13 protein-coding genes are annotated in these 25,585 nt (G+C 58.3%); 3 read left to right on the top strand and 10 right to left on the bottom strand.

The genetic code is table 11. From position 1 onward, the window contains the following. Positions 1–6: 6 nt before the first annotated feature. The 3 genes from BM074_RS19295 to BM074_RS19305 form a co-directional block, all read right to left on the bottom strand. Positions 7–2,019 (bottom strand): ABC transporter permease, encoded by a 2,013-nt coding sequence (locus BM074_RS19295; RefSeq protein WP_244532984.1) that lies wholly within the window; start codon positions 2,017–2,019, stop codon positions 7–9. A 50-nt stretch (positions 2,020–2,069) separates the two neighbouring features. Continuing rightward, positions 2,070–3,611 (bottom strand): sugar ABC transporter ATP-binding protein, encoded by a 1,542-nt coding sequence (locus tag BM074_RS19300; RefSeq protein ID WP_091924265.1) that lies wholly within the window; start codon positions 3,609–3,611, stop codon positions 2,070–2,072. Between the two features lie 76 nt (positions 3,612–3,687). Next, entirely contained in the window at positions 3,688–4,818 is a 1,131-nt protein-coding gene (locus BM074_RS19305) for a sugar ABC transporter substrate-binding protein (protein ID WP_091924268.1), read from the bottom strand. Positions 4,819–5,045: 227 nt separating this feature from the next. On the opposite strand from BM074_RS19305, the gene BM074_RS19310 reads away from it, so the two are divergent. Together BM074_RS19310 and BM074_RS19315 are read left to right on the top strand one after the other, a co-directional pair. Continuing rightward, positions 5,046–5,726, top strand: coding sequence for a GntR family transcriptional regulator (locus BM074_RS19310; RefSeq protein WP_027232693.1), 681 nt, complete (start codon positions 5,046–5,048; stop codon positions 5,724–5,726). A 176-nt stretch (positions 5,727–5,902) separates the two neighbouring features. Next, entirely contained in the window at positions 5,903–6,577 is a 675-nt protein-coding gene (locus tag BM074_RS19315; RefSeq protein ID WP_027232692.1) for a response regulator, read from the top strand. A gap of 22 nt (positions 6,578–6,599) precedes the next feature. Here the strand turns inward: BM074_RS19315 and BM074_RS19320 are convergent, their stop codons facing one another. The 4 genes from BM074_RS19320 to BM074_RS19335 form a co-directional block, all read right to left on the bottom strand. Beyond that, on the bottom strand, positions 6,600–7,937 hold the full coding sequence (locus BM074_RS19320) for an HlyD family type I secretion periplasmic adaptor subunit (RefSeq protein ID WP_091924271.1): 1,338 nt from the start codon (positions 7,935–7,937) through the stop codon (positions 6,600–6,602). Positions 7,938–7,967: 30 nt separating this feature from the next. Next, complete coding sequence (locus BM074_RS19325; protein ID WP_091924273.1) at positions 7,968–10,241, bottom strand: calcium-binding protein; 2,274 nt, start codon at positions 10,239–10,241, stop codon at positions 7,968–7,970. Then, positions 10,238–11,986, bottom strand: a complete 1,749-nt coding sequence (locus BM074_RS19330; RefSeq protein ID WP_091924276.1) for a type I secretion system permease/ATPase — start codon at positions 11,984–11,986, stop codon at positions 10,238–10,240. Before BM074_RS19330 ends, BM074_RS19325 begins: the two co-directional genes overlap by 4 nt. A gap of 68 nt (positions 11,987–12,054) precedes the next feature. Continuing rightward, the gene (locus tag BM074_RS19335) at positions 12,055–19,656 is read right to left on the bottom strand and encodes a peroxidase family protein (RefSeq protein ID WP_091924279.1); all 7,602 of its coding nucleotides are present in this window, start codon (positions 19,654–19,656) and stop codon (positions 12,055–12,057) included. A 287-nt stretch (positions 19,657–19,943) separates the two neighbouring features. Here BM074_RS19335 and BM074_RS19340 point away from each other — a divergent pair, with 287 nt between their 5' ends. Further along, complete coding sequence (locus tag BM074_RS19340; RefSeq protein WP_091924282.1) at positions 19,944–21,335, top strand: sensor histidine kinase; 1,392 nt, start codon at positions 19,944–19,946, stop codon at positions 21,333–21,335. A 326-nt stretch (positions 21,336–21,661) separates the two neighbouring features. Here BM074_RS19340 and repC read toward each other — a convergent pair whose 3' ends face one another. The 3 genes from repC to repA all read right to left on the bottom strand — a co-directional run bounded on the left by repC (position 21,662) and on the right by repA (position 25,256). Continuing rightward, entirely contained in the window at positions 21,662–22,879 is a 1,218-nt protein-coding gene (repC, locus tag BM074_RS19345; RefSeq protein ID WP_091924284.1) for a plasmid replication protein RepC, read from the bottom strand. 155 nt (positions 22,880–23,034) lie between these two features. Then, positions 23,035–24,063, bottom strand: a complete 1,029-nt coding sequence (gene repB / locus BM074_RS19350; protein ID WP_091924287.1) for a plasmid partitioning protein RepB — start codon at positions 24,061–24,063, stop codon at positions 23,035–23,037. Continuing rightward, on the bottom strand, positions 24,063–25,256 hold the full coding sequence (gene repA, locus BM074_RS19355) for a plasmid partitioning protein RepA (RefSeq protein ID WP_027232686.1): 1,194 nt from the start codon (positions 25,254–25,256) through the stop codon (positions 24,063–24,065). The genes repB and repA overlap by 1 nt, the downstream gene beginning before the upstream one ends. Positions 25,257–25,585: the final 329 nt, after the last annotated feature.

Here is a 25,585-nt window from a genome sequence, read left to right on the forward strand (position 1 = left end):
CCCCTCTTAAGATCGCTTCTCACGAAGCGCCATGACCGCGCCAAGCACGACAAGTCCAAACAGGATCGCGCGTGTGGCGTAAGGCAACGTTGTTCCGGCGAGGAACATCTGCAGTGCCGTAAGCAGGAGTACGCCTCCGAGCATGCCGAGATAATGCCCGCGCCCACCGGTTATCAAAGCGCCACCGACCACCACCACCGCAATGGACGGCAGCAGGTAGTCATCGCCCATGCCAAGGCTCGCCTGGCCGGAAAAGCCGGTGAGCAAAATGCCGACGAGACCAGCGCAAAAACCGGAAAGAACATAGACGAGAATGAGTGTGCGCCCCACCGCGATCCCGGAAAGCTGTGCGGCGCGCAGGCCATTGCCGATACCGTAGACCCTGCGGCCGAAGGCGGTTCTTCCGAGGAGGAGCACCGACACTATGACGAACAGCACCATGAAAGGGACAACGGGCGTCACAGTCCATATCTTGCCGGTCATGAACCAGCGAAGCATGGGCGAGGAGAAGCCGGCTGGCGTCCCTTGCGAATAGACCAGCGCAAAACCTTGCAGAATCCCGTTCATCGCCAGCGTCATCACGATCGGCGAAATGCCAAGGATCACGATACCGACGCCATTTATGAAGCCTATCGCTGCAGCGATCAAAAGGACGGCAGGCAAGGCATAGGTCAAGGCAGCGTCGGAGCCGTTGACGATCCCGGCGAGCAGGATGCCCGAAATGCCGATCGTCCAAGGCACCGAGAGGTCAAGCCCGCCGGTGAGGATTACCGTTCCCTGTCCAAGCGCCAGGATGGCTAGGAAGGTGGAGAGAACCGCCAATGAGTTCCAATAGGTCGGATTTAAAACAGCGCGGCCAAGCCAGAGCTGCGTGACGATGACGACGAGGAGAAGGCAAACATAGGCAGGAAGCGCATAGCGGATGGTCTCGCGGTTGCGCGACAGAAATGATGCCGACACCGGCTTGAAACGCGTTGGGCCGGCAAGTTTCAATCTCCGGTCGGTCCGGTCGAGCTGCGATGGCAGCAAGCCGTTTCGCCAGGCTGAAAACTGGGCGCCTGCACTGCGGATCTGCTTGGCAAGGGTGGAACTGTACGAGATGGATCCCGCGAGGACCGCCAGGATGAGGATCGTGCCCTCGGCAATGGTGGAGTAGTAAGCGGATACATTGAGCACCAGCAGGATATTCACGACCATCATCAGGATATAGGCCCCGAATACAGTGCCTAGCGGACCGCCGCGCCCGCCGCCAAGGCGCGTTCCGCCAACGACCACAGCCGCAAACATCGAAAGCAGCAGCGGATTTCCAACCAGCGGATCGGCACTCCCCGTCTGGGCACTGATGAAGACGCCCGCCAGGCCATAGCAGCCGCCGGCAATGACATAGACCAGGAATTTTGTCAGCTTGACGCGGATGCCGATGGCCGCGGCAGCGTCCGGATCACTACCGACAGCATATATGGCTGTTCCGAGGCGCGTATTCTTCAACCAGAGCCAGGCGAGAAGAACGATGCCGATTACCACGAGCGGCATGGGAAGCCATCCGGTAACGGCGTCCCCGAGATAAAACGTGCCGAGATCGGGAGCAACGAAGCCGCCTGGCTTGTCCATGACGAGCAAAGTCAGACCCTGGATGATGAACATGGTGGACAGGGTGACGACGATGGGTTGCAGCCGGAAGAAAGCGATAAAAATGCCGTTGAACGCGCCGGTCAACATTCCGACACCGATTCCGACGCATGTCCAATTGAGTACGCTCGTCTCAGCGGCCGCCGGATCCATGCTCTGCGCAAGAACGACGTTGACGAGCGATATGACCGCGCCGGCCGAAAGATCGAACCCGCCGGACAATACAACGATGGTCTGGCCGATGGCGGCGAGTGCCGAAGTCGCACCACCGCTCGAAAGGAATGAAATATCGAAGTAGCTGAGTGGCCCCGTGCTGACGAGATCGACGATGCCAAGCAGACCAAGAAATACCACGATCGCAATGATTACACTGCGACGCTCCGGTGACATGGCAAGAAACCGGAGCCTGTCGCGTTTGGGAGCTGCCATACTGGTCATCGTCATTCGGCAGCCTCCTGCGTCGGTGTTTCGTGACCGAGAGCCGGGCGCATGATCGAGGTTTCCGTCAACTGGTCACGCGTCAGGAACGCCGCAACGCGACCATCGTAGAGAACAAGGACGCGGTCGCATAAATGCACGAGTTCCGGGATTTCGGTCGAGTGCAGCAGGACGGAACCGCCGGAATCGGTAAAATTTCGCATCATCACATAAAGCTCATGTTTCGTGCCGACATCGATGCCACGGGTCGGATCGAACAAAAGCAGGATGCGGCTCTGCGCCACGAGCCACTTGGCAATCGCTATCTTTTGTTGATTGCCCCCGGAAAAAGACCCCGCCCTCGTCCAAAGAGCGCGTTCGTCCACTTCGACTGTGCCGAAGGCGGTGCGGACCGCCTCTTGCTCAAGCCCGGTTTGAATCAAGCCGAATCGTGAAAAGCGCTGGATTACCGGAAGGGACGCATTGACGGTGCCGTTGAGCTTCAGAAACAGGCCTTCGGTCTTGCGATCTTCGGGGACAAGCCCGATGGCAATGTTGGGTTTCAGGGCGTCCGCCGGCGAGCCAAACCGGACCTTGCGGCCATCGACGAGGATGTCGCCACGCACGACCTCGGTCATCCCGAAACAGGCCAGAAAAAGGTCGAGCTGACCCATGCCCTGCAACCCGGCGACGCCGAGAATCTCGCCCTTTCGCAAATCAAAGCTGGCATCTTGCAGTTTTTTACCTGTAACGAGATTACGCACCCCGAGTACCGGTGCGCCAAAAGCAGAGTCATTTTTTGGTCGTTCGGGGAAAGTCTGCGCGATACTGCGGCCAACGATGCTCTCTATGACCTGTGCATCGGTAATGGATTCCACCGAACAAGTCGTTATATGCTGGCCGTTGCGCAATATTGTCAGCGTGTCGCAGAATGCGCGGACCTCACGCATGCGGTGTGTGATGAAAACGATGGTCGTTCCTGCCGACTTCAACTTGGCAATGATGCGACCAAGCCACTCGACGTCACCGCCGGCGAGAGTCGATGTCGGCTCATCGAGGAGGAGGATGCGGGGCTTGCGATAGATGGCGCGGGCGATCTCGATTTTCTGCTGGATGGCCAAATCCAGGGTCCCAACCTCAGCATCGAGATCGACCGAAAAGTCGAGTTCCTTCAAATGCTCGACGATGGCGCGTCGCGCCGAGGCGCGGCGGATCAAGCCTGTGACCCCCATCGGCGCATAGGGCATAAGCAGGTTATCGAGGACGGTGAGGTCGCGGGCCAGAGTCATCTCCTGGAACGCGGTTTGCACGCCACGTGCATGGGCATAACGCGGCGCCTTCAATGTCACCTTCTCTCCGAATACCGATATCTGACCCTCATCCGGGCGCAGGAGGCCGGACAGGAGCTTGACGATCGTCGACTTGCCAGCACCGTTTTCGCCAAGCAGCGCGTGGGTGCTTCCGGGAGCGATCGCGAATGACACGCCGTTCACCGCAACCGTCGCACCGAATGCCTTGCGAAGGTCCGCAACTTCTATCGCGGCTTGTTCAACTGCTGATTTCATCCCGGAGGGTCCTGCCTGTATTATGATAATTGGGCCGGCAAGCGTGGAGCGGCCAATCCGCTCCACGCTCTGTCCTCTAGTTTTCGGGTTGGCCTACGAGTGCCGCGTTCAGACCAATTTCTGGTGTCTGATCGGAAAAGATCGAGGCGAACCAACCGGGATTCGAGACGATCGCGGGCTTGAAGGCATTGCAGCCCTCCTTCATTTCCTGCCAGGTGCCTTCCTGGCACAGCTTGATCGTTTCGTTCGTTACCAAAGGCAGTGGCAATACCGTCTTTTTCGGCACATCCTTGCCTTCGATCGCCTCAACAGCGAGCTTCAGGGCCAAAGCACCGGAATAGGGCGGCGAGGCATAGGAAATGCGTGGGGCACCGAGCGGTGCATAGGGCGAAGTAGCCCCTTCGACGTCAGTGCCGGCGGGAAGCATCTGGATACGCCCGCCATTCGATCCCTCGCCTGCGCATGGGAGCAACTGTTCCGGCTTCTTGCCGGCTTCAAGCTGCATGGAATTTGCTGTGAAGCAACCCACCTGCATCCAGAGCCCGTTGATCTCGTCCCAGTTGCGGGTAGCCAGAATCTTCGACAGTTCGGTACGGGCAACCGCCTGACTCCACATGCCGACGGCTTCACCGACGATCTTGATGTCTGGATACTTGGCGAAAACTTCCTTTGCCGCCTTGGTGCGCAGATTATCGACGGAGGTGCCGGGCACGCCCGTAATAGCAATAATGTTGCCCTTGCCGTTGAGCTTCTTCACAAGCCATTCCGCCGTAACGCGACCAGCCTCTTCCTGATCGATGGCTATATTATAAGCGCAGGGCTCGGTGATTTCGCCGTCATAGGCAAATACCTTTACGCCCTTGTCGCAAGCATTCTTGACGACCTGGTTGAGCGCAGTCGGAGAGATCGGAAACACGACGATCGCCTCGGCGCCTGCCTGCACCATCGCGTTGATTTGCTGAATCTGGCGTTGAGCATTGGGCCCGGCCACCTGAACTTGCAGATCGACCTTGTCGGCGAGACTCTTATGGGCTGCCATCGCCTTGACCATGTTGGCGGCTTCCGCCTGCCAGTCATTGCCGATGAAGCTCATGCTCAGGAAGATTTTATGCTTTTCAGCAGCGTCCGCATGCCCGCCAGCCAGAGTAGCCCCGGCGGCAATCCCAGCGCATACGACAAGGCGCTGGATTCTCGATATGACATCCATCGTTTAACTCCTCCCCTTTGTACGAAACACCTCCCAAGACGCTTCCTCAAACGTCTTGCCGTTCCGCTGCAAGGACCGTATCACCATTTGATCAAAGATCAATGATAAATTAATATAACAAAGGCCGATGCGTGTGATAAACAGACATGGCTTGACGCGCTCCTGCAGAGGTTGCATTGCGAGCAGACAACACGGGGACAACCGCCCCGACACAGAAGGCATAGCAAATGGCTGAGGCTGGTTTTAAACGGCCAGGAGTTGAGATAGTCCCGCTTTCAAGGGAGACCTTGCAGGACCGCGTATACCGTCAAGTCACAGGGCTCATCCTGGAGGGTGGCATTGTGCCGGGCGAGATGGTTCCGGTGCAGAGCCTCGCCGATGCGTTCGGCGTGAGCGCCATGCCCGTACGCGAGGCTTTAAGGCGGTTGACGGCTGCCAACGCCTTGACCGTCGTCTCAGGCCGATCGATCGGCATACCGCGCTTGAGCCGCGCCAAGCTGACAGATCTTCGGAATGTGCGCATTGAGATTGAGGCCTTGGCAGGAAAATGGGCTGCCGAACGCATACAGCAGGAAGAACTGGATGCCCTGCGGGTCGTGCTGGAGTCGCTTGAGGCAGGGAATGCGTCTGGAAACATAAAATCCTATCTACGCGCGAATTATGCCTTCCATTTTTCCATTTACCGCGCTGCCGGCTCCGAAAGCATCCTCAACATCATCGAGAATCTGTGGTTGCAGGTGAGTCCATACTTCAACATGCTGCACGATTCCGGCAACTACACCAAGGCCAATGAACATCACCGCGCGATGTTTGCTGCCCTGAGCGCCCATGACGGGGATCGGGTCAAACTGGCTATACAATCCGATATCGACGCGGCTTATGAAGTTCTTTTGGAACTTGTGACCTGACACCGATATCCACCGTCCCTTGATGTGTCAGTCTACGGCCGGACTTAAATTTCCGTAGACGCTGCCGATCGAGTCTACATCGAATTCCGTAATTGGATCTCGGCTACGACCATGCAAAGCTCCTGATAATAAAAACAAACCACCGATCGAATAGATCGGAATGGCCCGGGGGCGAAATGTCCAAATTTTCGATCGCATTTGTCGACGATCATCCCATTCTTCTAGAAGGTATCGCCAGTATCTTTGCGAGCGACAACGCCTATCACGTTGTTGGGAAAGGCGGCACAGCGGCGGATGCCCTCGATATTACCAATCGCTTGAAGCCGAATGTCCTTATCGTCGACCTGAATATGCCGGGTGATACGCTCGAGGCGATGACATCCATTTCACAAACTATGCCGGAAACGAAGATCGTGGCTTTCACCTCCGCCGTCGGTGTCGACAGCGCGGTAGAGGCCTTCGAAGCCGGCGCCAGCGGCTACGTGTTGAAGGGCAGCAGCGCCGACGACCTTCGCCAGGCGGTTCGGGCCGTTCTTGGCGGCGAAACCTATATCACGCAAAGCCTTGCAGCGCAGGTCATCCTGGCGCTCCGCCGTGTCTCGATGCAAAAGAACAAGAGCGAGGCCATACGCTTGAGTGTTCGCGAAGAGCAAATCGTAAATTTGCTTCTAGAAGGGCGGACCAACAAGGAAATTGGCGAGCAACTCGACATCAGCGTAAAGACCGTCAAGCACTACATGACCATCCTCATGCAGAAGCTGCATGCGCGCAACCGGCTGGAAGTCGTGCTTGCGGCGCAGAAACGCCTGCCTGGCTCCGTGGGGAGCCAGACCCGGCAACTCCTCAACTAGCTTTTTTGACTGGAAGGCTGCTTCATTCCTCGCGGAATGCGCGTCGAAACTGATCCATGAGGGGCTTTGACAGGAACGACAGAGCCGTGCGGTTCTCGGTTGATATGAACGCCTCGACAGGCATTCCCGGCTTCAGCTCATTTCCCGCCAATCCTTCCATTTCCTCCTCGCTCACTTCGATCTCGGCCAGGTAGTAGACCTGACCGGTGGTCGTATCGGTCGACGTGGAAGGCGAAACAAATGCGACCGTACCCGAGACTTCGGGCGTGGTCCGTTGATTGAACGCGGAAAAGCGAAGCTTGGCTTTTTGTCCGGTCGATACCTGGTCGATATCGGTCGGCTGGATGCGCGCGACGATCTTCAGCTTCGCATTGTCGGGAACGAGCGTGATCAATTGAGCGGCCGGCGTCACCACGCCTCCGATCGTATGCACGGCAAGCTCGTTGATCGTGCCCGCGAGCGGCGCGCGAATATCGGTGCGGGACAGCCGGTCTTCGACGGCAACACGGCGTTCGTTAAGTTCGGCGATCTTCGGTTCGATGGTCGTCAGTTCGCGCTGAGCCTCGTTTCGGGCCGTCTCGTCGACGGAAAGTATCTGCAATTGCAATTCGCTGCAGCGCGACCTTGCCCTTGCAATACCGGCTTCCGCTTCAGCGCGGGTGGCGCGAAGGCTCGCCAACTCGCGTTCGATCACATAGATGCGGTTGCCTTCGATCAGCTTCTTGTCGGCAAGTCCCTTGATCTTTCCATGTTCGAGTTCGACGAGGCGAATCTCTTCGTTCTTCGCGTCCCGCTGTGCTTCAAGCCCTTTGATCTCTTCGCCTAGCTGGGCGATGCCAAGATCAAGTTGCCTTTTCTGGCTGTTGCGGTGCCCGCGATTGCCGCGCAGAAGGCGTTCTTCGCCGGCCAGCGTCATTGTAGAATGCTGATCGCTGCCAAGCGTCCGTTCAGGCAATATGAGATGATCAAGATCATCGCGCTCGGAAACGAGGCGGGCTTTCCTCACCGTCAATTCTACGAGCTGCGAGCGGATGATCGCAAGTTCAGCGCGTGTTTGGGCATCGTCGAGCCGCAGCATGACCTGGCCCTTTTGAACGAAATCGCCCTCGCGCACTGCTATTTCCGAAACAATGCCGCCATCCCGGTGCTGAATGGCCTTGAGGTTACGGTCGACTTTGACGGAACCTGACGCGATGACTGCGCCGGTAAGCTGCGCGGTGGCTGCCCATCCGCCGGCGCCGGCCAGCAGCAGGAATCCAAACGCCAGGCCGCAAATGATCCGGGCACGCAGCCGGAAATGTTCGTCGTCGGCTACGGCTATTGCCGCAACACTGTTTCGCAAGGCTTGCCGATTTTTCATGGTTCTCGTTTCCCCGTTCTATAATTGCGTTCAAACGTTCTCGACGAACATCAGCATGTGATGGCCGTCGAGGCTGATGGTCAGCTCCTGATGGCCGTCGCCATCCAGATCCGCTTCGATCAAAGTACGGTTCATATTCTCGGTCTGTGCATGGCTGATGCGTATCGGAAGATCAGGTCGTTCTGTTTCGCCGTAAATGTTTTCGAAGCGGTCTTCGATTGCGTCCATCACTTCATTGAAGATGTCGTATTGCGAGATGCGAATACGGTCGCCGACCATGAAGTCCAGTATCTCGTGGATGATGGCTGCGCCGTCACCTTTTGCTTTAAACTCGAACACGTCACTGCCATTTCCGCCGGTTAGCGAAACCGTGTCGCTCGCGGCGATCAGGTGATCGTTGCCCTCGCCGCCAATGACGCGTTCAAAGCCGTCAATAATGTCGGAGCCAACCATGACGCCGGTCGCGGTGCCATTGTCCATGTCGATGACGACCCCGGCTCCCGACTGGGCATAGCTGATCGTATCGATGCCCGCCGAACCGATAAACCTGTCGTTGGCGCCGTCGGCGGCAACAAGGATTGTATCATTGCCGCCTCCTGCGTCGATTGTATCGCAACCGCCGCCATCCACTATGGTGTCGTCGCCCTCATTCGTGAAGATCGCATCGTCGAGGAGGCTGCCTATGACTGTGTCGTCGCCAGCTCCGGTTCTGTATATCTCGAAACCCGAGATCGTATCCTCCCCGATCTCGACGCCCGTAGCGCACCCGGTCATGGCATCGAGGGCAATATCGCGCCGCGCGGAAGAATAGTCGATCGTATCGATCCCGGCATCGCCGGAGTAGCTGTCGGCAACGGCATCCATGTCGCCCGCAACCACGTCATTGCCCTGGCCGCCAGCTACCGTGTCCGAACCTTCGCCGCCCGAGAGAAAATCATTCCCGCCGCCGCCATCGAGTTTGTCTGCGCCGCTTGCGCCGAGAAGACGGTCGTTTCCATCACCCCCGAAAACACTGTCGTCGCCGTCTCCCCCGTCCAGAACGTCATCGCCGGAATCGCCCAACAGGCTATCATTGCCGCTGCCGCCGAAGATCACATCACTGCCTTCGCCGCCGGAAATCCAATCGTCGCCATCGTCGCCGAACGCGATATCGTTGCCGGAGCCGGCAAACACGCGATCATTGCCCGCACCGCCCGAGATCCAGTCATTGCCGCTTCCACCAAAGAGAATATCGTTGCCGGCTCCTCCGTAGATTGTATCGTCGCCGGAACCGCCCACGACATTGTCATCGCCATCGCTGGCGAAAATGCTGTCCTTTCCCGCGCGCGCGTCGATTATATCGTCGCCGCTCGTGCCGCTGATGTCGTCGGCCAAATCGGTGCCGACAAAAACACCTCCGGTGCCGAGTGAAGGTTCAGCCACCACGGCAAAATGTGCGGTCTGCCAGATGCTGAGCGCGCCATCGGTGATCTGGTAGCTGATCGTGACGGGCCCAAGCTCCATCGCCTCGAACATCCATCCGCCCGACGAATGCGTGATGGTGCCGGAGGACGTGCTGACATTGCCTATTGAGAGCGCATCACCGTCGGGATCGGTCGTGTTGCGCAGCAGATCTGCCAGGGTGATATAGGCCAAACCGCAGCCGACAACGTCGTGAAGCTGGACCGGACCTGCGGTTCGCGGCGCACGGTTCTGGTGCGGCTTTTCGGTCGTGGGTTCGCCATCCTCGTCAGGATCTTGGTCCTGCTCAAACGCAACCGGGCCATTGTTCTGACCCCACTCGTCAGCCCCGCCAACTGCACCCGCCGCCGGCGACCGGGCCGCAAAATCCGGCGGGTTGTCGTTGGCTGCGCGCAGCGACAGGGAAACGGGTCCAAAGCTTCGAACGAAGTCCTCGATCGAAAAATCCATCTTTTGTGGCGACGCGACCATTGTTGCAGCGGTGCTCGACACGACACCCACGTCGAAGCTGGAGTTCCGCGTCGGGGTCAGGATTGGCGCGTCGCGGTCGCGTACTGCCAAACCGGCCACGTCGGACACATCATCCGCCCAGGCATCATAATTTCCGACGAGCTTCAGAACGGGCGGGGTCGGAGCCTGCACATCGGCTTCAGGTTCGCCTTCCTCGCTTGCAGCCGATTTCTGGTCATCCGGCCAGAAGCTCTTCAGATACAGCATTATGCCGGTCAGCACGATGATGACATATCGCGGCAGGGAGGATCGCTTTTTCTCTGAAAGGAGATAGCGGGCCTGCGGATCGGCCTCCACACCATCGACCTTGGTTGATTTGACGTCGATGATCATGCCGGTACCCTTTCCGCTTGCTCGGCGCGGACCGGTCGCTTTTCGACTGGTTGAGCCGGGGCTCCAAGTATTTCGTTTCTCTCGCCAAATGCCGTCAGTTTGCCGGCCTGAACGACGGCAACGAGATTGACCGCAGCAAGCGCGCTCGGCCGATGGGCGATTACGATTGCGATGCCGCCACGAGCACGGATGTCCTGGATGGCGCGCGTCAGCGCCGCTTCCCCTTCCGCATCGAGATTGGAATTGGGTTCGTCGAGCAGCACAACGAATGGATTGCCGTAAAGTGATCGGGCAAGGCCGATGCGCTGCCGCTGTCCGGCTGAAAGAGCCGTGCCTTGCGGACCAAGTTGCGTATGGTAGCCGTCCGGCATGCGCACGATCATTTCGTGTATCCCGGCATTGCGCGCCGCTTCGACGATAGCGCGCGGATCGGGCTGCGGCGCAAGCCGGCAGATATTCTCCTCGATTGTACCATCGAGCAATCCCACATCCTGGGGCAGATAGCCGATGTGGTCGCCAATGACATCGCTGCGCCATTGGGTGAGTTCAGCATCGTCAAGCCGCACACTGCCGCGAAGCACGGGCCAGATGCCGGTCAGGGCCCGGATCAGCGTGGTCTTGCCGCCGCCGCTCGGGCCTATGATACCCAGTGCGTCGCCGGCCTTGATCTCAAAGCTGACGTCGCTAAGAAGAACGCGACCCGTCCCGGGGGCGGCAACGGTAATCTTTTCTACCTTGAGGCTCATGCACGGTGTCGGAAGGTCCATCGGGAGGTCGGCATTGCTGAGCGCGATAACCGTTTCCCTGATGCGTTGCCACGCACCACGGGCAGCAACAACGCCTTTCCAGTTCGATATGGCGAGGTCAACCGGGGCCATCGCCCGTGCCGACGCTACTGATGCCGCGATAATGGCGCCGGACGAGAGTTCGCCTTGGATCGTGAGATAGGCACCGAGGCCGAGAATGGCCGATTGCAGGATCATCCGCAGCACGCGGGAGATCGCGCCGAAGGTGCCGCTGATGTCATTTGTGCGGGTCTGAAGCTGCAAATGTTGCGCATTGGCCTCGGTGAAGCGATCGATGGCGCGGTGGGCAAAACCCATTGCACACAGGATATCGGCGTTGCGGGCATTGGAATCGGCGATAGCATTGCGGGCAATCGCGGACTGGTGCGAGGCGCCTGCCAGCCGGCGCGTCATGAGTTCGGTGGCGACAGTCAGGCAGACAAGGATGAATGCCCCGCCCAGGGTCAAGGCGCCAAGCATCGGATGCAGGAGGTAGACGAATACGAGGTAGAGCGGCATCCACGGCAGATCGAACAGCGCAATTGGTCCCTGGCTTCCCAAAAAGCCGCGGACCGTGTCGACGTCACGGCCACGCTCGAGTGCTTCCGCGGTCGAAAAGCCGAAGCGCGGCATGTCGATTGCAACCTGATGAGCAAGGGGAGCAAGCTTCTTGTCAAGCCGCGCTCCCACCCGGACGAGGATCTGGGAGCGAATGACATCAAACAGGCCCTGGAACAGATAGAGTCCAATTGCCAGGAGCGAGAGGGCGACGAGTGTCGGTATGCTTCCGCTGGTCAATGCCCGATCATAGATCTGCAGCATGTAGAACGAGCCGGTCAGAGCAAGAATGTTGATGACGCCTGACAGCGAGAAAACAAAGAAAAATACGCTGCGCAGGCCTTTGACAAATTGTTGGGTTGCGTCGCTGTTTTTGGCGGTCCGGTTGTTGCTCTTGGCCATTACTGATCCCCGATCTTTGCGATTTCTTATGGAGGGCTGGCGGGCCGGCATGGCCCGCCATCAAGCAATTACAGTTCGAAGTCCGATGCGGTCAGCGTGTGTGTTCCCTTGATGCTGATCTTGAACTCCGCGCCGCTTCCACCATCCTGATTGCCGTGAACCACGGTGTAGTCGCCGTCGCCGCGCACTTCATGCGTAACCTTCAGCGCACCCTCGGCGTTGAACCCCGATCCCGTGACCAACGTGAAGGCCTGATTTCCGGCAATCGAACCCTTGGCATCAATGCCGCTGAGGTCGATTTTGTCGCCGGGCTGGAAGCCATGGATGGTATCGCCGTCGGCATCGTCGGCGGAAAGGAACCGGAACGTATCGTTGCCCACGCCCCCATCGATTATGTTGACGGCCGCGCTTGCAACTATCGTGTCATTGCCGCTACCGGTGATGACATTCTCGATGCCCCAGAGCGTGTCGCTGCCGGTGAGGCTGCTCGTTGCGCTACCTCGACCCATGAAACCTGAGCCGAGATCGACATTGATGTTGGCGGTAATTGCCGCCATATCCAATGTGTCGTTGCCGACAGAGCAGGCGGACGATTCATCGCCGTAGTAGACATCGTTGCCGTCATTGGCGGACGCTACGAAATGGTCGTTTCCCGCGCCGCCATGAGCAATATCGTCGCCTGCCCCGCCATCAATGATATCGCGACCATCGCCACCGAAGATCCGGTCGGCGCCCGCGTCTCCGTAGAGCATATCGTCGTCGCCGCCGCCAAAGAGATCGTCGTTCCCCGCGCCGCCGAACAGCATGTCCCGGCCGCCTTCGCCGCTAAGATAATCGTCGCCATCCGCGCCGCGGATTATGTCCCGGCCTGAACCGCCAAGAGCACTGTCATTGCCGGCAAGGCCGAGGATCGTATCGTCATTGGCAGTTCCGACGAGAACATCGTCGCCGGAAGTACCGACACCCGTGTGCTGGCCAGTCAATTCGCCTGGGGCATCGACATCGTCATCATCATCGTCACCGCCGCTATCGTCGTCGTCATCGTCATCGCCGGGAAGATGCGGATAGTCGTCGTCATCGCCGTCCGGATCATAGTCCTCATCGGCAAACTGCGGCATGCCCTCGAGTGCTGTGAAAGTGATGCTGTAGTCGTCGCCGACAAGCGTGGTCTGTCCTGTTTCGCTGATCGAAACTTCATAATCCGCGATCGACGTGCCAGCCGGGAGTGCGATCACATCCTGCGGACGGAGTGAACCCACGATCGTGTCATTGCCACCATTCGACCGGAAGACAATGCGGTGCGCAGAGCCGAGCGAGGTGATATCGACCATGTCGTCCCCGATCGTACCCTCGATCGTGATCGTATTGGGACGGAGGCTCGTAGCGGAGAAATCCCCGATGATTTCGATGGTGTCTCCACCGGCCGTACCTGAGGCTGCCGGATCAACACCGTTGATGCGGATTTCCTCGATATCGGTCAGCTCGGCAATGACATTGGCAAAGCCGGTTCCATTGCGCGTTATGACTATTTCGGGCGTGCGCCCATTGAAGCTGGAAAGGTTATTTCCGGGAACTGCATCCCAGGCAGCGAGCGTATAGATCCGGTATGTCTCGGCCGAGGCGTTGCCGTTGATCACGAATGTATCGCCGGCTGTCCCTTCGGTGCCGCCATTGACGATATCCCGTCCATCGGTGGCTCCCGAGGCATTGGCATTCCAGATAATGATGTCGTCGCCGCCGAGCGCGTTGATGATGTCATTGCCGAGATTGCCGTCGAGCGTATTGTTACCGTTGGTCCCCGTGATTGTTGTGCCAAAATCATTGCCTGTCACAGGAGTAGACGGGGTCGTAAAGATGAAGTCGGCAGCGGTGACGGTGCTGTTGTCGACTTCGTCCAGCCTGATCGAGCCGATGACGTTACTGCCCGCATCACGGATCGTGATCAGCGTATCGTCGACTGCGCCGTCTTCTATATCCTCGATCTGAATGCGGGATGCAGCCGTCGTTCCGATGTCGGATGCGGACAGGCCGAAAGCACTGAGATCAATGCGATCCTGACCCTGCGCTGCATTGGCATCGAAGCCATTGATAATATCGGCGCCGAAGTTGCTGGCCGTATAGCGGATAATATCGTCGGTGCCGTTCGAAGTGGTGAGGTTTATGATATCGTTGCCGTCGCCGCCGATGATGACGTTATCGCCGGTTCCGGCATTGATCGTATCATTTCCCGTGCCGCCATCGATGAAATCATTGCCGCCACCGCCATTGATCGTGTCGTTGCCGCCCGCGCCGAAGAGCTGATTGTCGCCGCCATTGCCGTTGATGACATTGGCTTCCGAATTGCCGGTGCCGTTAATGTCGCCATTGCCGCCAAGGGTAAGGTTTTCCACAAATGCACCGAGCTGGTAGGTCTGGTCGGTCTGCACGGTATCCGTGCCGCCCGTCGCAGTTTCTACGATCACGTCGCCGGCCGTCACGATATAGGTGTCGTTGCCATCGAGGCCGATCAGGGTATCGATTCCGTCACCGCCTTCGATACGATTGGCGAGCTGATTGCCCGTGCCGGCAAAGGCGCCAGCGCCGGTGAAGGTTAGATTCTCGACATTTGCGCCGAGGGTGTAGGCGGCAAGTGTAGTTTCAACCGTATCGGTTCCTTCGTTCAACGCTTCGATGACGACGTCTCCGGCGTCATCGACCTGGTAAACATCATTGTTGGTACCCCCGACCATCGTGTCGGCTCCGAGACCTCCGATCAGTTCGTCATTGCCCGATCCACCGACCAGAAGGTCGTCCCCGGCACCGCCGTCAAGATCGTCATCGCCGGCATTGCCAAACAGCAGGTCGTTGCCGTCATTGCCCAGCAGGTCATCGCCGCCGGACGTTCCGGCAAGCACGGTATTCACCCCTGCTGCTGCGGTGCGGGTTCCGTTGTCGTCGATGCTGATGGCGAAATCGCCATCGAGCGCATAACCCTCATAGGTACCGCCATTGAAGTTGACGAACTCCACCGCCTCGCCCGATTGGTCGAAATGATCGACAACCGTAATTTGCTGGCCGTTGAACTGGATCAGGAGATTGTCATTGGCGCTGGCGGGTGACGTGAGTTCGCTGAAGGCCAGGCCCGTAAGCGCGCCAGCCGCGATAGAGATGCGGTCGGTACCACTGGTTTCTGTGATTGTGTCACTGCCATCGCCAAGGCCGAACGCATAGGTGTCGTCGCCGCTGCCGCCGTTCAGCGTATCGTTACCAGTCCCTCCCAACAGAATGTCGTTCCCGGCAAGACCGTTGAGTATGTCGTTGCCGCCCTTGCTCACAATGAGATCGTCGTCGCCGGTACCATTCAGCGTTTCCGATGCCGCCGTACCTTCGATTACGTTGAGTACGCCGTCGGTGAAGCGCAGCTTCTCGATACCGCGCACGGTATCGCGACCATCCGATACGGGGTTTGGATTGGCCTCGTTCTCCCCTGCATCATCGTCCTGCTGCGGCTCGACAAAACCGCTATGGTCGATATAGAGGCTCGCATCACTGTTCAGCCCGAACGTATAGTTGGCGCGAACGTCGGTATAAACTGCCGTGTCGATATCACCGGCGACATTGCCGTCCAGTATTTCGCGGACGATCGACAATTGTCCCGGCTTGATTTCTCCCGAAAGCATGCGCGGGGCAAGTTCCGTCATGCTGTCGACGCTGAACGCTGTCCAGGCCTGACCCGGCAGCGGCGTCACCAGAATGCGCACATTGAGCCATTTGTCGCCGTCGATCACATCGTTGCCGGCGAGACCTTTGATGATGTCGCCGCCCCCGCCGCCAAGAAGGATGTCGGAGGCGTCGGCCGTATCCATGACAACCTGTTCGACCACACCGTTGTTGCCGGTTTGCGATGTACGCGCAATGTGGGCCACGAGAGCCCTAAGGCCTGTGATGAGATCCACGTTCTTTTCAAGAAGTGCATTGGAATAGGAGTCGAGCGCGGAGTCCGGGCCGGGGATTGCCGCGGTGCCAGTGGCTTCGGCACGTGTGTTCACAGCTTCGCGACGACCCGTGAGGGTGTCGTCATGTATCCAGCCTGACAAGCCCTCGACCAGATCGAAGCGATCGCGGAGAATGAAGGCTTCCTGGGTTGCAAAGAGCGGTATGCCGAGATCGGAATTTGCCGCGTTGACATCGCCCTTGTGAATGGCCCAGTCAAAACCGGCCATGCCGTTGCTACGCTGGATACCCTCGCTCTGGAACATGATGTCATCGCCGGATTCACCATCGTAGTCGGTGTCGCCGCTGCCGCCGTTGAGGACATCGTGGCCGATGATGGAGGAGTTGAAAAACAGTTCAGAGTTTTCGCCCGCAAGCGTATCGAAGCGTTGGCCGCCTTCGAGCCAGTCATCGCCCTCATTACCCAGAAGGAAGTCGCCGCCGGTACCGCCGAGGATGAAATCGTTGCCAGTACCGCCGAACGCTTCCTTGCCGTCGGGACCAGTGATGATGAAGTCGTTGCCCTCGTTGCCGAAGATCAGCGACAGGCCGGAACCGCCATGGATGACGTCATTGCCCGCATTGCCATGAAGGAAATCGGCCTCGCCGATGTCGGTGCCGGCATTGGTGATGATGTCATCGCCATCACCGCCAAAAACCTTGTCGACACCGTAGCCCGCCTCGATCCGGTCATTGCCGCCCCGCCCCCAGATGGCATCGTCACCGCCCCCGGAAATGATCGTGTCGTCGTTTTCGGTGCCGCCGATGGTAAAATGCTCATTGCTGTTGACGCGGATGTAGCTTGCATCCGTCACCGTGTCGTTGATCAGGTTGCCATTGGCGTCGCGACGTTCCACCAGCCGCGAGAAGGCCTGCAGGGTGGGATCGTCCTGGACCGGGTCGGCGCCTAGCTGCTTGCTGATGTCCATTTCGAGCGTCGGCATCTGGAACGCAGAGAACACATTGCCAGGGAGCGCCGTCGATCCCGGCTCGCCGAGATCGGTATTGCGCATGACGATCTCTGCAAACGTGTTGTTCTCAAGCTCGTTGAGAAGATTAAGACCCTGGGTACGTGACAGATAATAGAACCGGTCGGCGTCCTGCAGGTTCTCCATCGTCATCTGAAATACAAAACTGAAGGTCGAGCCGAGCATGCCGCCGAACGACATCTTCTTCTCGGCAAGACCACCTATCCAGAAGTCGACATTGTTGAGGCCGCCCAGAACCCCGCCCGCGTAACTTCCCGAAGCATTGAGGAAATCGAGCCGGTCGGCTGGAGCGCCAGCGCCCCCAAGCACGAGGAGCGTTGCAGCTGAGCGCTTGGCCTCGACCGTCAAGGCCTGGGTGATGCTGTCATGCGTGCCATAGGCCGCAATGAAGTTGATGATCGATGCGGGATTCTTGAGGTTAAGCGCAAAGTCCGCCCAACTTTGATAGGGCTTGAGCAGCGTATCGCCTGTTCCATCATAAAATTTCTGGCGCGCTGCATTCAGTGGCGGCGTTCCCACATCGCGTCCGCGGGCGATGTTGATCGTGGCAAGATCGAGCGGTACGCCGAGCAATTGGTTGCGCAGCACGTCGGTCACGAATTCATCGATCTCATTGCCCGTCTGCCTGGTCATGCCGCGGATAATCGCTCCGGCGGCCGTGTCGGCATCGCCTGCATTGGCAAAGGCAACCGGATTGAGGAAGCCATCGAAGAGCGCGAGATCGTCCACGACGGGATCGCCATTCTCATCGAGGGAAATGCGGGCAATATCCTCGCGCAGCATCGAATGGCCGAACCGGTAGACAACGTGCGCAAATTCGGCCGCGATGCTGGGGTTGATATCGGCTGAAGGTTCGAACACGAAGGCATCGATATCCGGCTGCATCATGCGGCCGAATTCCTCGAAGACCAGATGCTGGTATTCCATTTCGTTGGTGAAGCGTCCAGCCTGGAACAGGCGCTCGCCGTCCCAGACAAGCGCAGCTAGTTCCTCGGGCGTTGCCGGCATGGCGGCAACATCGACGAGTAGCCAGTCGTTGAGGAAATCGACATCCCCCGACGCAAGCGCAATCTCCTTGGTCTGATCGATAAGGCGATTGTGCTCCGAATGGAAAACGTGATGGACAGCAGTCAGTGCAATGTTTTCATTGGCTCTGCCGTCGCCTGCCACATAATGAGCGTCAAGCATTTCATTGTCATAAGCCAATTGACCGCCGCGGGTGTTGAAGCCGCCGGCCGTACCATCGGCATTGAAATACCCTATGCCTGAGTCGGTATCGGCCTGCAGGGCTCCCAACGCGTCAAGGATGGGAACTGCCGCATGAGCGATGTCGTCGAGGAACGCATGGCCCGTCAGAATGGCGCCTTGGGTGCTGACGGGTTCGGCCGGGTTACCCTCGCGCAGCACATCGTCCGCCGTTCCCAATTGCCCATCGGGGCCAAGCCCGACGACGAGTTGCGGATAGCCATTTGGTCCAGGTAAGAAGTTGCCGTATTCGTCCGCCGCTATCAGCGGAATTTTGCCGACATCAGCGTCGGTAAGGCGAATGCCGAGAACGCTGGCGGCTTGCGCCTTGATGTCTGCCCAGGTTGCAAGGCCCCCTGCGGCGCCTTCCAGCAGGTAGCCCGTGGCAATCGGCTTGCCATCTGGACCGGCGACATACTCGCGCATGAAAACCTGCTTGGAGGCAGTTGAGCCATAAGTCTGGTTCTGATCGACCCACGGCGTCGTGAGGTTGACCGGATGCGCGGGACCATCGTCGGCTGTATTGGCAATGCCATCGAGGCCAAGTCCGTCATCGGCAGTACCTATCAGGCCGTCACGGCCGGCATCAACCGTCACACGGGTCAATGCCATGAAATTGGTGTGACTGCCGGGAACATAGAGCGGATCGTCCGGCTGCAGCGGCACATAGACTGTCCCGTTGCCGCCCTTGGCGACGAGATCGAGCCCATGGTCAAAAAACTGACCGAAGATGGTCATCCAACCATTGTAGGGCGAGGAAAGACCATCGTCGGGGGACACATTGAGGAGCAGCACGCTGTTGCCGTCCATCTCGATGCCATGCTCCTGCAGCAAGCCATCGAGCACGCCCTTGGCAAGTGTATAGGCATTCGACGGTGTCTGGCCTGGTCCCGGAGCCGGAATTGCTTTGAGAATGGTATGGGCGTTGACGATTTCGGTGAGTGCCGTCGTCAGTGCGGCGCCTCTCACCCCTGCATGCATCAGGGCCGCACTGATCGCGGCTGGATTGTTGAGGGTCTGATCGACGATCAGATTGGATATAAGGCGGGGATCGGCATCGATCACGGTTCCGCTGCCTGGGGCATAGGTCTGGCCAGGGCCGGTCCCGCTTGCGGGCCGGCCGTCGCCGCCGCCACTGCCGCCAACGCCATAATCGTTGTTGTCATAGATCATGCCAGGGCCGAAGACGAGGCTGTCGCCGTCGGCATCGTTCATGTAGTTCGGGTCAAAAATACCGGGGAAGCTCTGGTCGGCTGCACCCCATTTCTCCCGGCCTGGGATGAGGTTGTTATAGCTGCCATCAACTGTGCGAAGACCATAGGGAAGCAGGTGCGCCTGGGTAAGGCCATCATTGCCATTATAGCCCGCCACCAGTTCGGCCAGGTCACCGCCCGCTGCGTGCGCTTCCGCTATCTTGATCTGCTTAAGGATAAACTCGAGATCGTGCTTTACCAACGTTACCATGACAGTCTCCCACGGAACTATGCTGTTGTCCTCGCCTCTGCTTCAAAGACGAAGCGGGCATTGTGGGAAGCATCTCTCGAACGGGTCACGGGTGTAACGGAACAAAGTCTGCCCAATTCCACAGTTCCAGGTCGTAAATCGCATTGTCGCAAGGTCGGAAAATGAATCAGACCTAAGGCTGATGGTCGATTGGACCAACGGCCTATGGAACACATGTCCTAATCTCCTAGCGGTCGCGCGTTCCTGCCGTATATTAGGGTCTGATCGGCTAGCTTCGGGAGGAATGCTTGCAAGGTAAATGGAGGCAAGAAATCAAGGCGTGGTTTGGCGAGAAAAGCCTGTCAACGCAATTTGCCCTTGCCGGCGGCGTGTTCATGCTCGGAGCCATGTTTCTTGCAGGGTCCGTTGTTTCGAACATCGTATCGAAGGTTACTGTCGAAGACACCGCCAGTGCGACCGCACTGTTTCTCCAAAGCTTGATCACCCCTCTCGTTCACGACCTCGCAACGGTTGAATCTCTGTCGGCAGAACAGATCCAAAGGCTGGACGCTTTGCTGGGCGGCGATGAATTCAGCAAAAGGTTTCCGCACCTCGAGATCTGGAAGGATGACGGCCTGATCGTCTATTCGAGATCGGCGGAGATTATCGGGCGAAGGTTTACCGCACCGCATGGCCTCGTCGACGCCCTTGCCGGAGAAGTATCGGCGCAGTATGCGGACCTGTCGGCCGCCGAACACACGGTGCGGGAATTCAACAAATCCTATCTCGAAATTTACGTCCCTATTCGCGAACTCCTTTCAGGCGACATTATTGCCGTTGCCGAGATCCACGAGGTACCCAGCCAACTTGAGGAAAAGCTTACCCTTGTGCAAAGACGCACTTGGCTGGCCATCGTGGCGGCGACCCTCCTTATCGTTCTCGGGCTGTTTGGAATCGTCTATCGCGGCAGCCGGTTGATCGATGTGCAGAAAGCCGGTCTCGTGCAGCGCCTTAAAAAGATCGAACAGATTTCCGAGCACAATCGTCGCCTGCGCGAGCGATCGCAGCAAGCCTCAAGCCGTGTTGCCGAGTTCAATGAAAGGGCGCTTCGCAACATCGGCGCCGATCTGCATGATGGTCCGGCGCAGTTGATAACGCTGGCGGCACTAAAACTGGATGAGGTACACCGTGCCCCGAATGGAGCCGCACGGAAAATTGAGCTCAAGAAAATCGGCGGCGCGCTTTCGGAAGCACTGGATGAGATACGTTCGATCTCGAAAGGTCTGATGTTGCCGGATATCGAGAAGCTCGCACTTTCCGAGCTGATATTCCGGGTTGCGCGAAGTCACGAGCAGCGAACGAATACCAAAGTTGACGTAGACTGCCTGCCAATTACGGAGCCCCTCCCCCTTGCCATCAAAATCTGCGTCTATCGCTTCGTTCAGGAAGGATTGACCAACGCCTTCCGCCATGCGCGCGGTCACGAACAATCCGTCACATGCACCTTTGACGGCATGCAGCTTAACGTTTCAGTTAAAAGCGGAAACAACCTTCAAGACAGAGATCCCCCGGTCTGGCGCGAAGGCATGGGTCTCAACGGGCTCCGGGATCGCGTCGAAAGCCTGGGAGGATCATTCCAAGTGTATTCAGGACAGAACAGCGCCAACCGAATCGAGATGACCCTTGATTTCAGGAATTAGCCCAGCACCCTTGTCGCACACATTGCGAGCGCCTGGCATTTCTCACCAGTGACGCTCATAGCTGGGCCGGACGAAGCTGCCAACTATCTTCGACCCTGGCCGCATTATGGTTAACAAATTGTTTTACTAGCATATATTCGTGATAATTGAACCTAATACGGCATTCGTTTCTGTGTCTTGGATAATTGATTAGCCAATGCATTCCAATTTGTCGGACACGTTTTGTCGAATTCACGTCGTGCGCGCGGCTGTTTCCTCGGCCAAACATGTGCTCCACCGGGAAAGGAAACTCGGCCTTCGGGCGTAAACTAAGGCAACCTCCATCCTCATTCCCCTGCCACCAGCGTCGGGCGTATCCCATTGGCTTTGAGCGCCGCCATCAGCATGGGGCCGACGGTAAACTCCCCTGCCCGTGCCTTTTCGGTCAAGGCCCGCAGATAGCCGCCGGCGGAATTGATGTGCTGGGCCCGTTCGAGGATCAGGGCGATGACGATGGCGGTGTTTTCTTCGCCAAAGACGTCGAGCGCCTCCGCATAGGCCGAGGGCGAAATGCCAAGGTAACCTCGTACCTGCGCCGCCGTCGCCATGAAGCCGCGCCAGTTGTCGATGCCGGCCGCCGCATAGTCGGTAATTTCCGGACACGCCTTCATCACCAGCCCCAATGGATAGGTCTTGGTGACATCCTCGGCCTTCTGCCGGATGGGCTCGGATCTCGCGCCTTGGCTTCTTCTTGAGCCGGGTTCAAAGTCAGATTGAGAGTCGGTATTTGAATTCTGTTGCTGCGGCTCAGTCTGAGACTCATTGCCGCTCGTATTTCTGGTATTAATGTTGTTTTCCAGAAGGATAGCGACTTCCTCATGCAAATCCGCCAATGCAGCGAGGATCGGCTCCAGCGCGGCGAGGACCGCCTGGCGCGGAATGGCCTCGACCAGGGTGCGCAGACGCTGCCACAGCGTCGCCCAGTCGCCTGGGATGGCTTCGGCAACGGCAACCTCGATCAGCTTGGCTATATCGCGGCGATGCAGGGTAATACGCTCACGCACGAGCTTCAGCGCCCGTTTTTCAGCGCGCACACTTTCTGCTGCGGCTTCGATCTCCTCGGCGCGGGCAAGCAGGGGCGCCAGCGAAAAGCCGAAAGCGTCGGTAATCTCCCCTCCCCTGCCCTTGCGCGAATAGCGCTTGCCGTTGGGGCTGTCCTTGCGGGTGATGAGGCCGCATTCGACCAGCGCTGCCAGATGCCGGCGCAGAGTCGCGCTCGCCATGCCGTGCGCGCGCATTGAGAGCTGAGCGTTGGAGGGAAAGACGACGAGCCCGTTAGCGCTGGAAAGTTCATTGTCCGGCAGGAACGACAACAGCGCATTGAGAACGGCAAGCGCCCGATCGCCGATGCCGATGATGTCCTTGCCTTCGCACAGCCAACGATAGATCTGCCATTTGTCGGCCGTCTTGTCCTGATCCACCGTCTGCGCCTGGCGCTGGGCCTCCAACTGGCCAAGCGACATCGCCCGCCGCCCGAAGGGCGTCGTTATGAGATTTCCGAGCATCTCGTTTCACCTTTTCAAAAAGGCAAAAGAACTCAACTCGCCAAAACGACGCCAATGACTCTTGACAGTGATTCGGGGAAATGCGATTCTCAAGTTGCTACAGATGAGAAGGGCTTCCACGACGGCAACGTTTGGGGGCCTTTTTCTTTTGCGGTTTAGTCTCCCGTTGTTTCCTTGGCCGACTTCCGGAAAGCCTCATAGAGATCTCCCAGATTGTCGGCGATCCATTCGGCAAAGCGTGGGCCGTTGCTCGCCTCGAGCGTGACCGTGGCCTTCTTTGCGGTTGTTTTCAGCGTAACGCTGACCGACTTGTCACTTGGAACCCAGACCTTGGCCCCGGTGGCTGCTTGCGCCTTGTCAGGCCTTCGGCTCAATATCTCGACGGCCTTTTGAAAGCGCTGGTCACTGGACATGGCCCTGCAGTTGTCCGCGGACAACAACGCCAATAAGTCCTTGAGCCTTGATTTCGGTGCAAGCTCGGCAAACTCCATCCACCGCCGCCTCCCGACCTCCGGTGCCGCGCCGATTGCCTCAATAAGCTCGGTCGGAATTTGCCGTACAACCGAGATCATCTTCGAGAGGGCCGCCTTGTCCACGCCAAGCGCAGCCATGATCGTATCGCGCGAGAACGACCGCTCTTCGAGACGAACCGCAAAGAGGGCCCGCTCGATATAGGACAGGTTGGTTCGCGCATTATTCTCCTGGCCCTGACTGACCACCAGCTGATCATCGGAAAGCTCTCGGATGACGGCGCGAACCCTGGTGCCCAGCTGCCGGACCGCCGCCAGCCGGCGGTGACCGTAGGCGACCTGATAGCGGCCCTTATCTTGCGGATGCGGACGCACGAGGATCGGCACTTGCTGGCCATGGCTCTTGATCTGTTCAACGAGTTCGGCAAGTTCCGCAGCATCGATGCCAAGGCGATCGCTGATGAAAGACCCGTCAACGATGGCAGGATCGAGCTCGACGATCGTCTGCCCTTCGGCCAGTTGTTTCTCGATATCCTGCGCGCGCTCGAACTTCTGGGTGATGCTGCCGAGCGTCTTTGTGATGCCGCCAATGGGCGTGCTGCGCACGGCAGGGGCGACAAAGCCGGCGAGCGGTCTCGTGGCCGTCATTGGCGTTGGCGTATCCGGGGCGGCACTCTCGGCGGCGGAAACCTCGATGAGGTTCTTGCGGGCCATTATTTCCTCCCCCAGGTAGCGTTGAGGAGGCCTTCGATTTCGGAATTGACCGAGTTCAGCGACTCCATCGCCCGGTCGTAGGTGCCCCGCGTAAACTGGCTCCGCTCGACCTCATAGAGCGTCTGCTTGGTCACGCCCGCATCGGAAATCGCGGTCGATTTCAGCATGGGATTGTGTAGCATTCGATTGCCGAAGATCGCGCGCATGAACCCAGTCATCTGGTTCTGCGGACCATCATTGGGCTCGTAGCGCGTCACGAGATAGCGCATCCAGTCATAGCTTGTACGGCCGCCTGCCCGCTCGACTACGGCCATCATCTCGCTGGTCATGGCCAGAAACTGCGACATGGACATCACGTCGAGCATTTGCGGATGCACGGTAATCAAAACCGACGTTGCTGCGCACAATGCCGACATCGTCAGGAAGCCGAGCTGTGGCGGGCAATCGATGATAACGACGTCGTAAAGGCTTTCAATATCGGCGAGCACCTCGCCTATGCGCGCGAAGAACATCGTCTCCGCCGATCCCGACGTGATTGCCCGTGGTGTTTCGTGCTCGAACTCCATGAGTTCCAGATTGCCCGGCACGATATGCAGGTTTTGCGTATATGTCGCCCGAACGATCTCTGCGATCGGCCGCGGGTCCTCGTAGCGTATCGCACCGTAGAGCGTTTCGCCCTCGCCCACATCGAGTTCCGGTTGATGGCCGAAGAGCGCCGACAGCGAAGCCTGCGGATCGAGATCCACCGCCAGAACGCGCTGGCCGCGCAGCGCGAGATATTGCGCCAGATGCGCAGAGGTTGTCGTCTTGGCCGACCCCCCCTTGAAGTTCATTACCGCGATGACCTGCAGCTTTTCTCCGGACCGGCGGTTGGGTACGTATTTTTGCGATCCGTTCTTTTCGTCGAGGGAGCGCCGGATCCGCTCCATATCGGCTGGCGTATACATCCGCCTGCCGTTTGCAAGGGGTTCCGGTCCATGTCCTTCCGATGCCACCTGCCGCAGATAGCCTTCACCAATACCGATATAGTAGGCGGCCTCGGCCGGCGTGAACTGCCGGATGCTTTTCTGGGACGTTGGCGGAAATATCTTCTGCTGGTGAAGCTGGAGCTGGCGTGACAATTCCAGCGAATCCGCGGACAACATCGATGGCAGGTGCTCCTGCTCGCCGCTTTGGATTGGTGTCTGTAACATCGGTGATCCTCGAACTGCGCAATTGACGAAACTTTAGCTCAAACTGCGCAGTTACAATATGGCCCGATTCGTAAAGAATTCACAAACATTTAACCATGGCGCGAATTGGCGGCCTGAGCGGCTGTTGTCCGCGGACAACTTTGGTAATTTAAAGCCACCTGCATCCCTTTGAGTTAGACTCTGGAACTGCCGCAGCCTTACGATAGGGGAGGGGAGATCGTCGTCGCCATAACGCCTGGTATAGAGCCAGCATCCCTCGTTCTTCGCACTGGAATATACCCTCCAAAGGCAACAGCCAGCCACGCGGACAGCCACGGCCTCATCTCCAG

It is taken from the genome of Phyllobacterium sp. CL33Tsu, assembly GCF_900113985.1.
Taxonomy (GTDB): domain Bacteria; phylum Pseudomonadota; class Alphaproteobacteria; order Rhizobiales; family Rhizobiaceae; genus Phyllobacterium; species Phyllobacterium pellucidum.

Bases quoted from the DNA above. Each gene is read 5' to 3' on its own strand.
- BM074_RS19295 (WP_244532984.1), bottom strand. From the start codon at position 2,019: ATGTCACCGGAGCGTCGCAGTGTAATCATTGCGATCGTGGTATTTCTT.
- BM074_RS19300 (WP_091924265.1), bottom strand. From the start codon at position 3,611: ATGAAATCAGCAGTTGAACAAGCCGCGATAGAAGTTGCGGACCTTCGC.
- BM074_RS19305 (WP_091924268.1), bottom strand. From the start codon at position 4,818: ATGGATGTCATATCGAGAATCCAGCGCCTTGTCGTATGCGCTGGGATT.
- BM074_RS19310 (WP_027232693.1), top strand. From the start codon at position 5,046: ATGGCTGAGGCTGGTTTTAAACGGCCAGGAGTTGAGATAGTCCCGCTT.
- BM074_RS19315 (WP_027232692.1), top strand. From the start codon at position 5,903: ATGTCCAAATTTTCGATCGCATTTGTCGACGATCATCCCATTCTTCTA.
- BM074_RS19320 (WP_091924271.1), bottom strand. From the start codon at position 7,937: ATGAAAAATCGGCAAGCCTTGCGAAACAGTGTTGCGGCAATAGCCGTA.
- BM074_RS19325 (WP_091924273.1), bottom strand. From the start codon at position 10,241: ATGATCATCGACGTCAAATCAACCAAGGTCGATGGTGTGGAGGCCGAT.
- BM074_RS19330 (WP_091924276.1), bottom strand. From the start codon at position 11,986: ATGGCCAAGAGCAACAACCGGACCGCCAAAAACAGCGACGCAACCCAA.
- BM074_RS19335 (WP_091924279.1), bottom strand. From the start codon at position 19,656: ATGGTAACGTTGGTAAAGCACGATCTCGAGTTTATCCTTAAGCAGATC.
- repC (WP_091924284.1), bottom strand. From the start codon at position 22,879: ATGCTCGGAAATCTCATAACGACGCCCTTCGGGCGGCGGGCGATGTCG.
- repB (WP_091924287.1), bottom strand. From the start codon at position 24,063: ATGGCCCGCAAGAACCTCATCGAGGTTTCCGCCGCCGAGAGTGCCGCC.
- repA (WP_027232686.1), bottom strand. From the start codon at position 25,256: ATGTTACAGACACCAATCCAAAGCGGCGAGCAGGAGCACCTGCCATCG.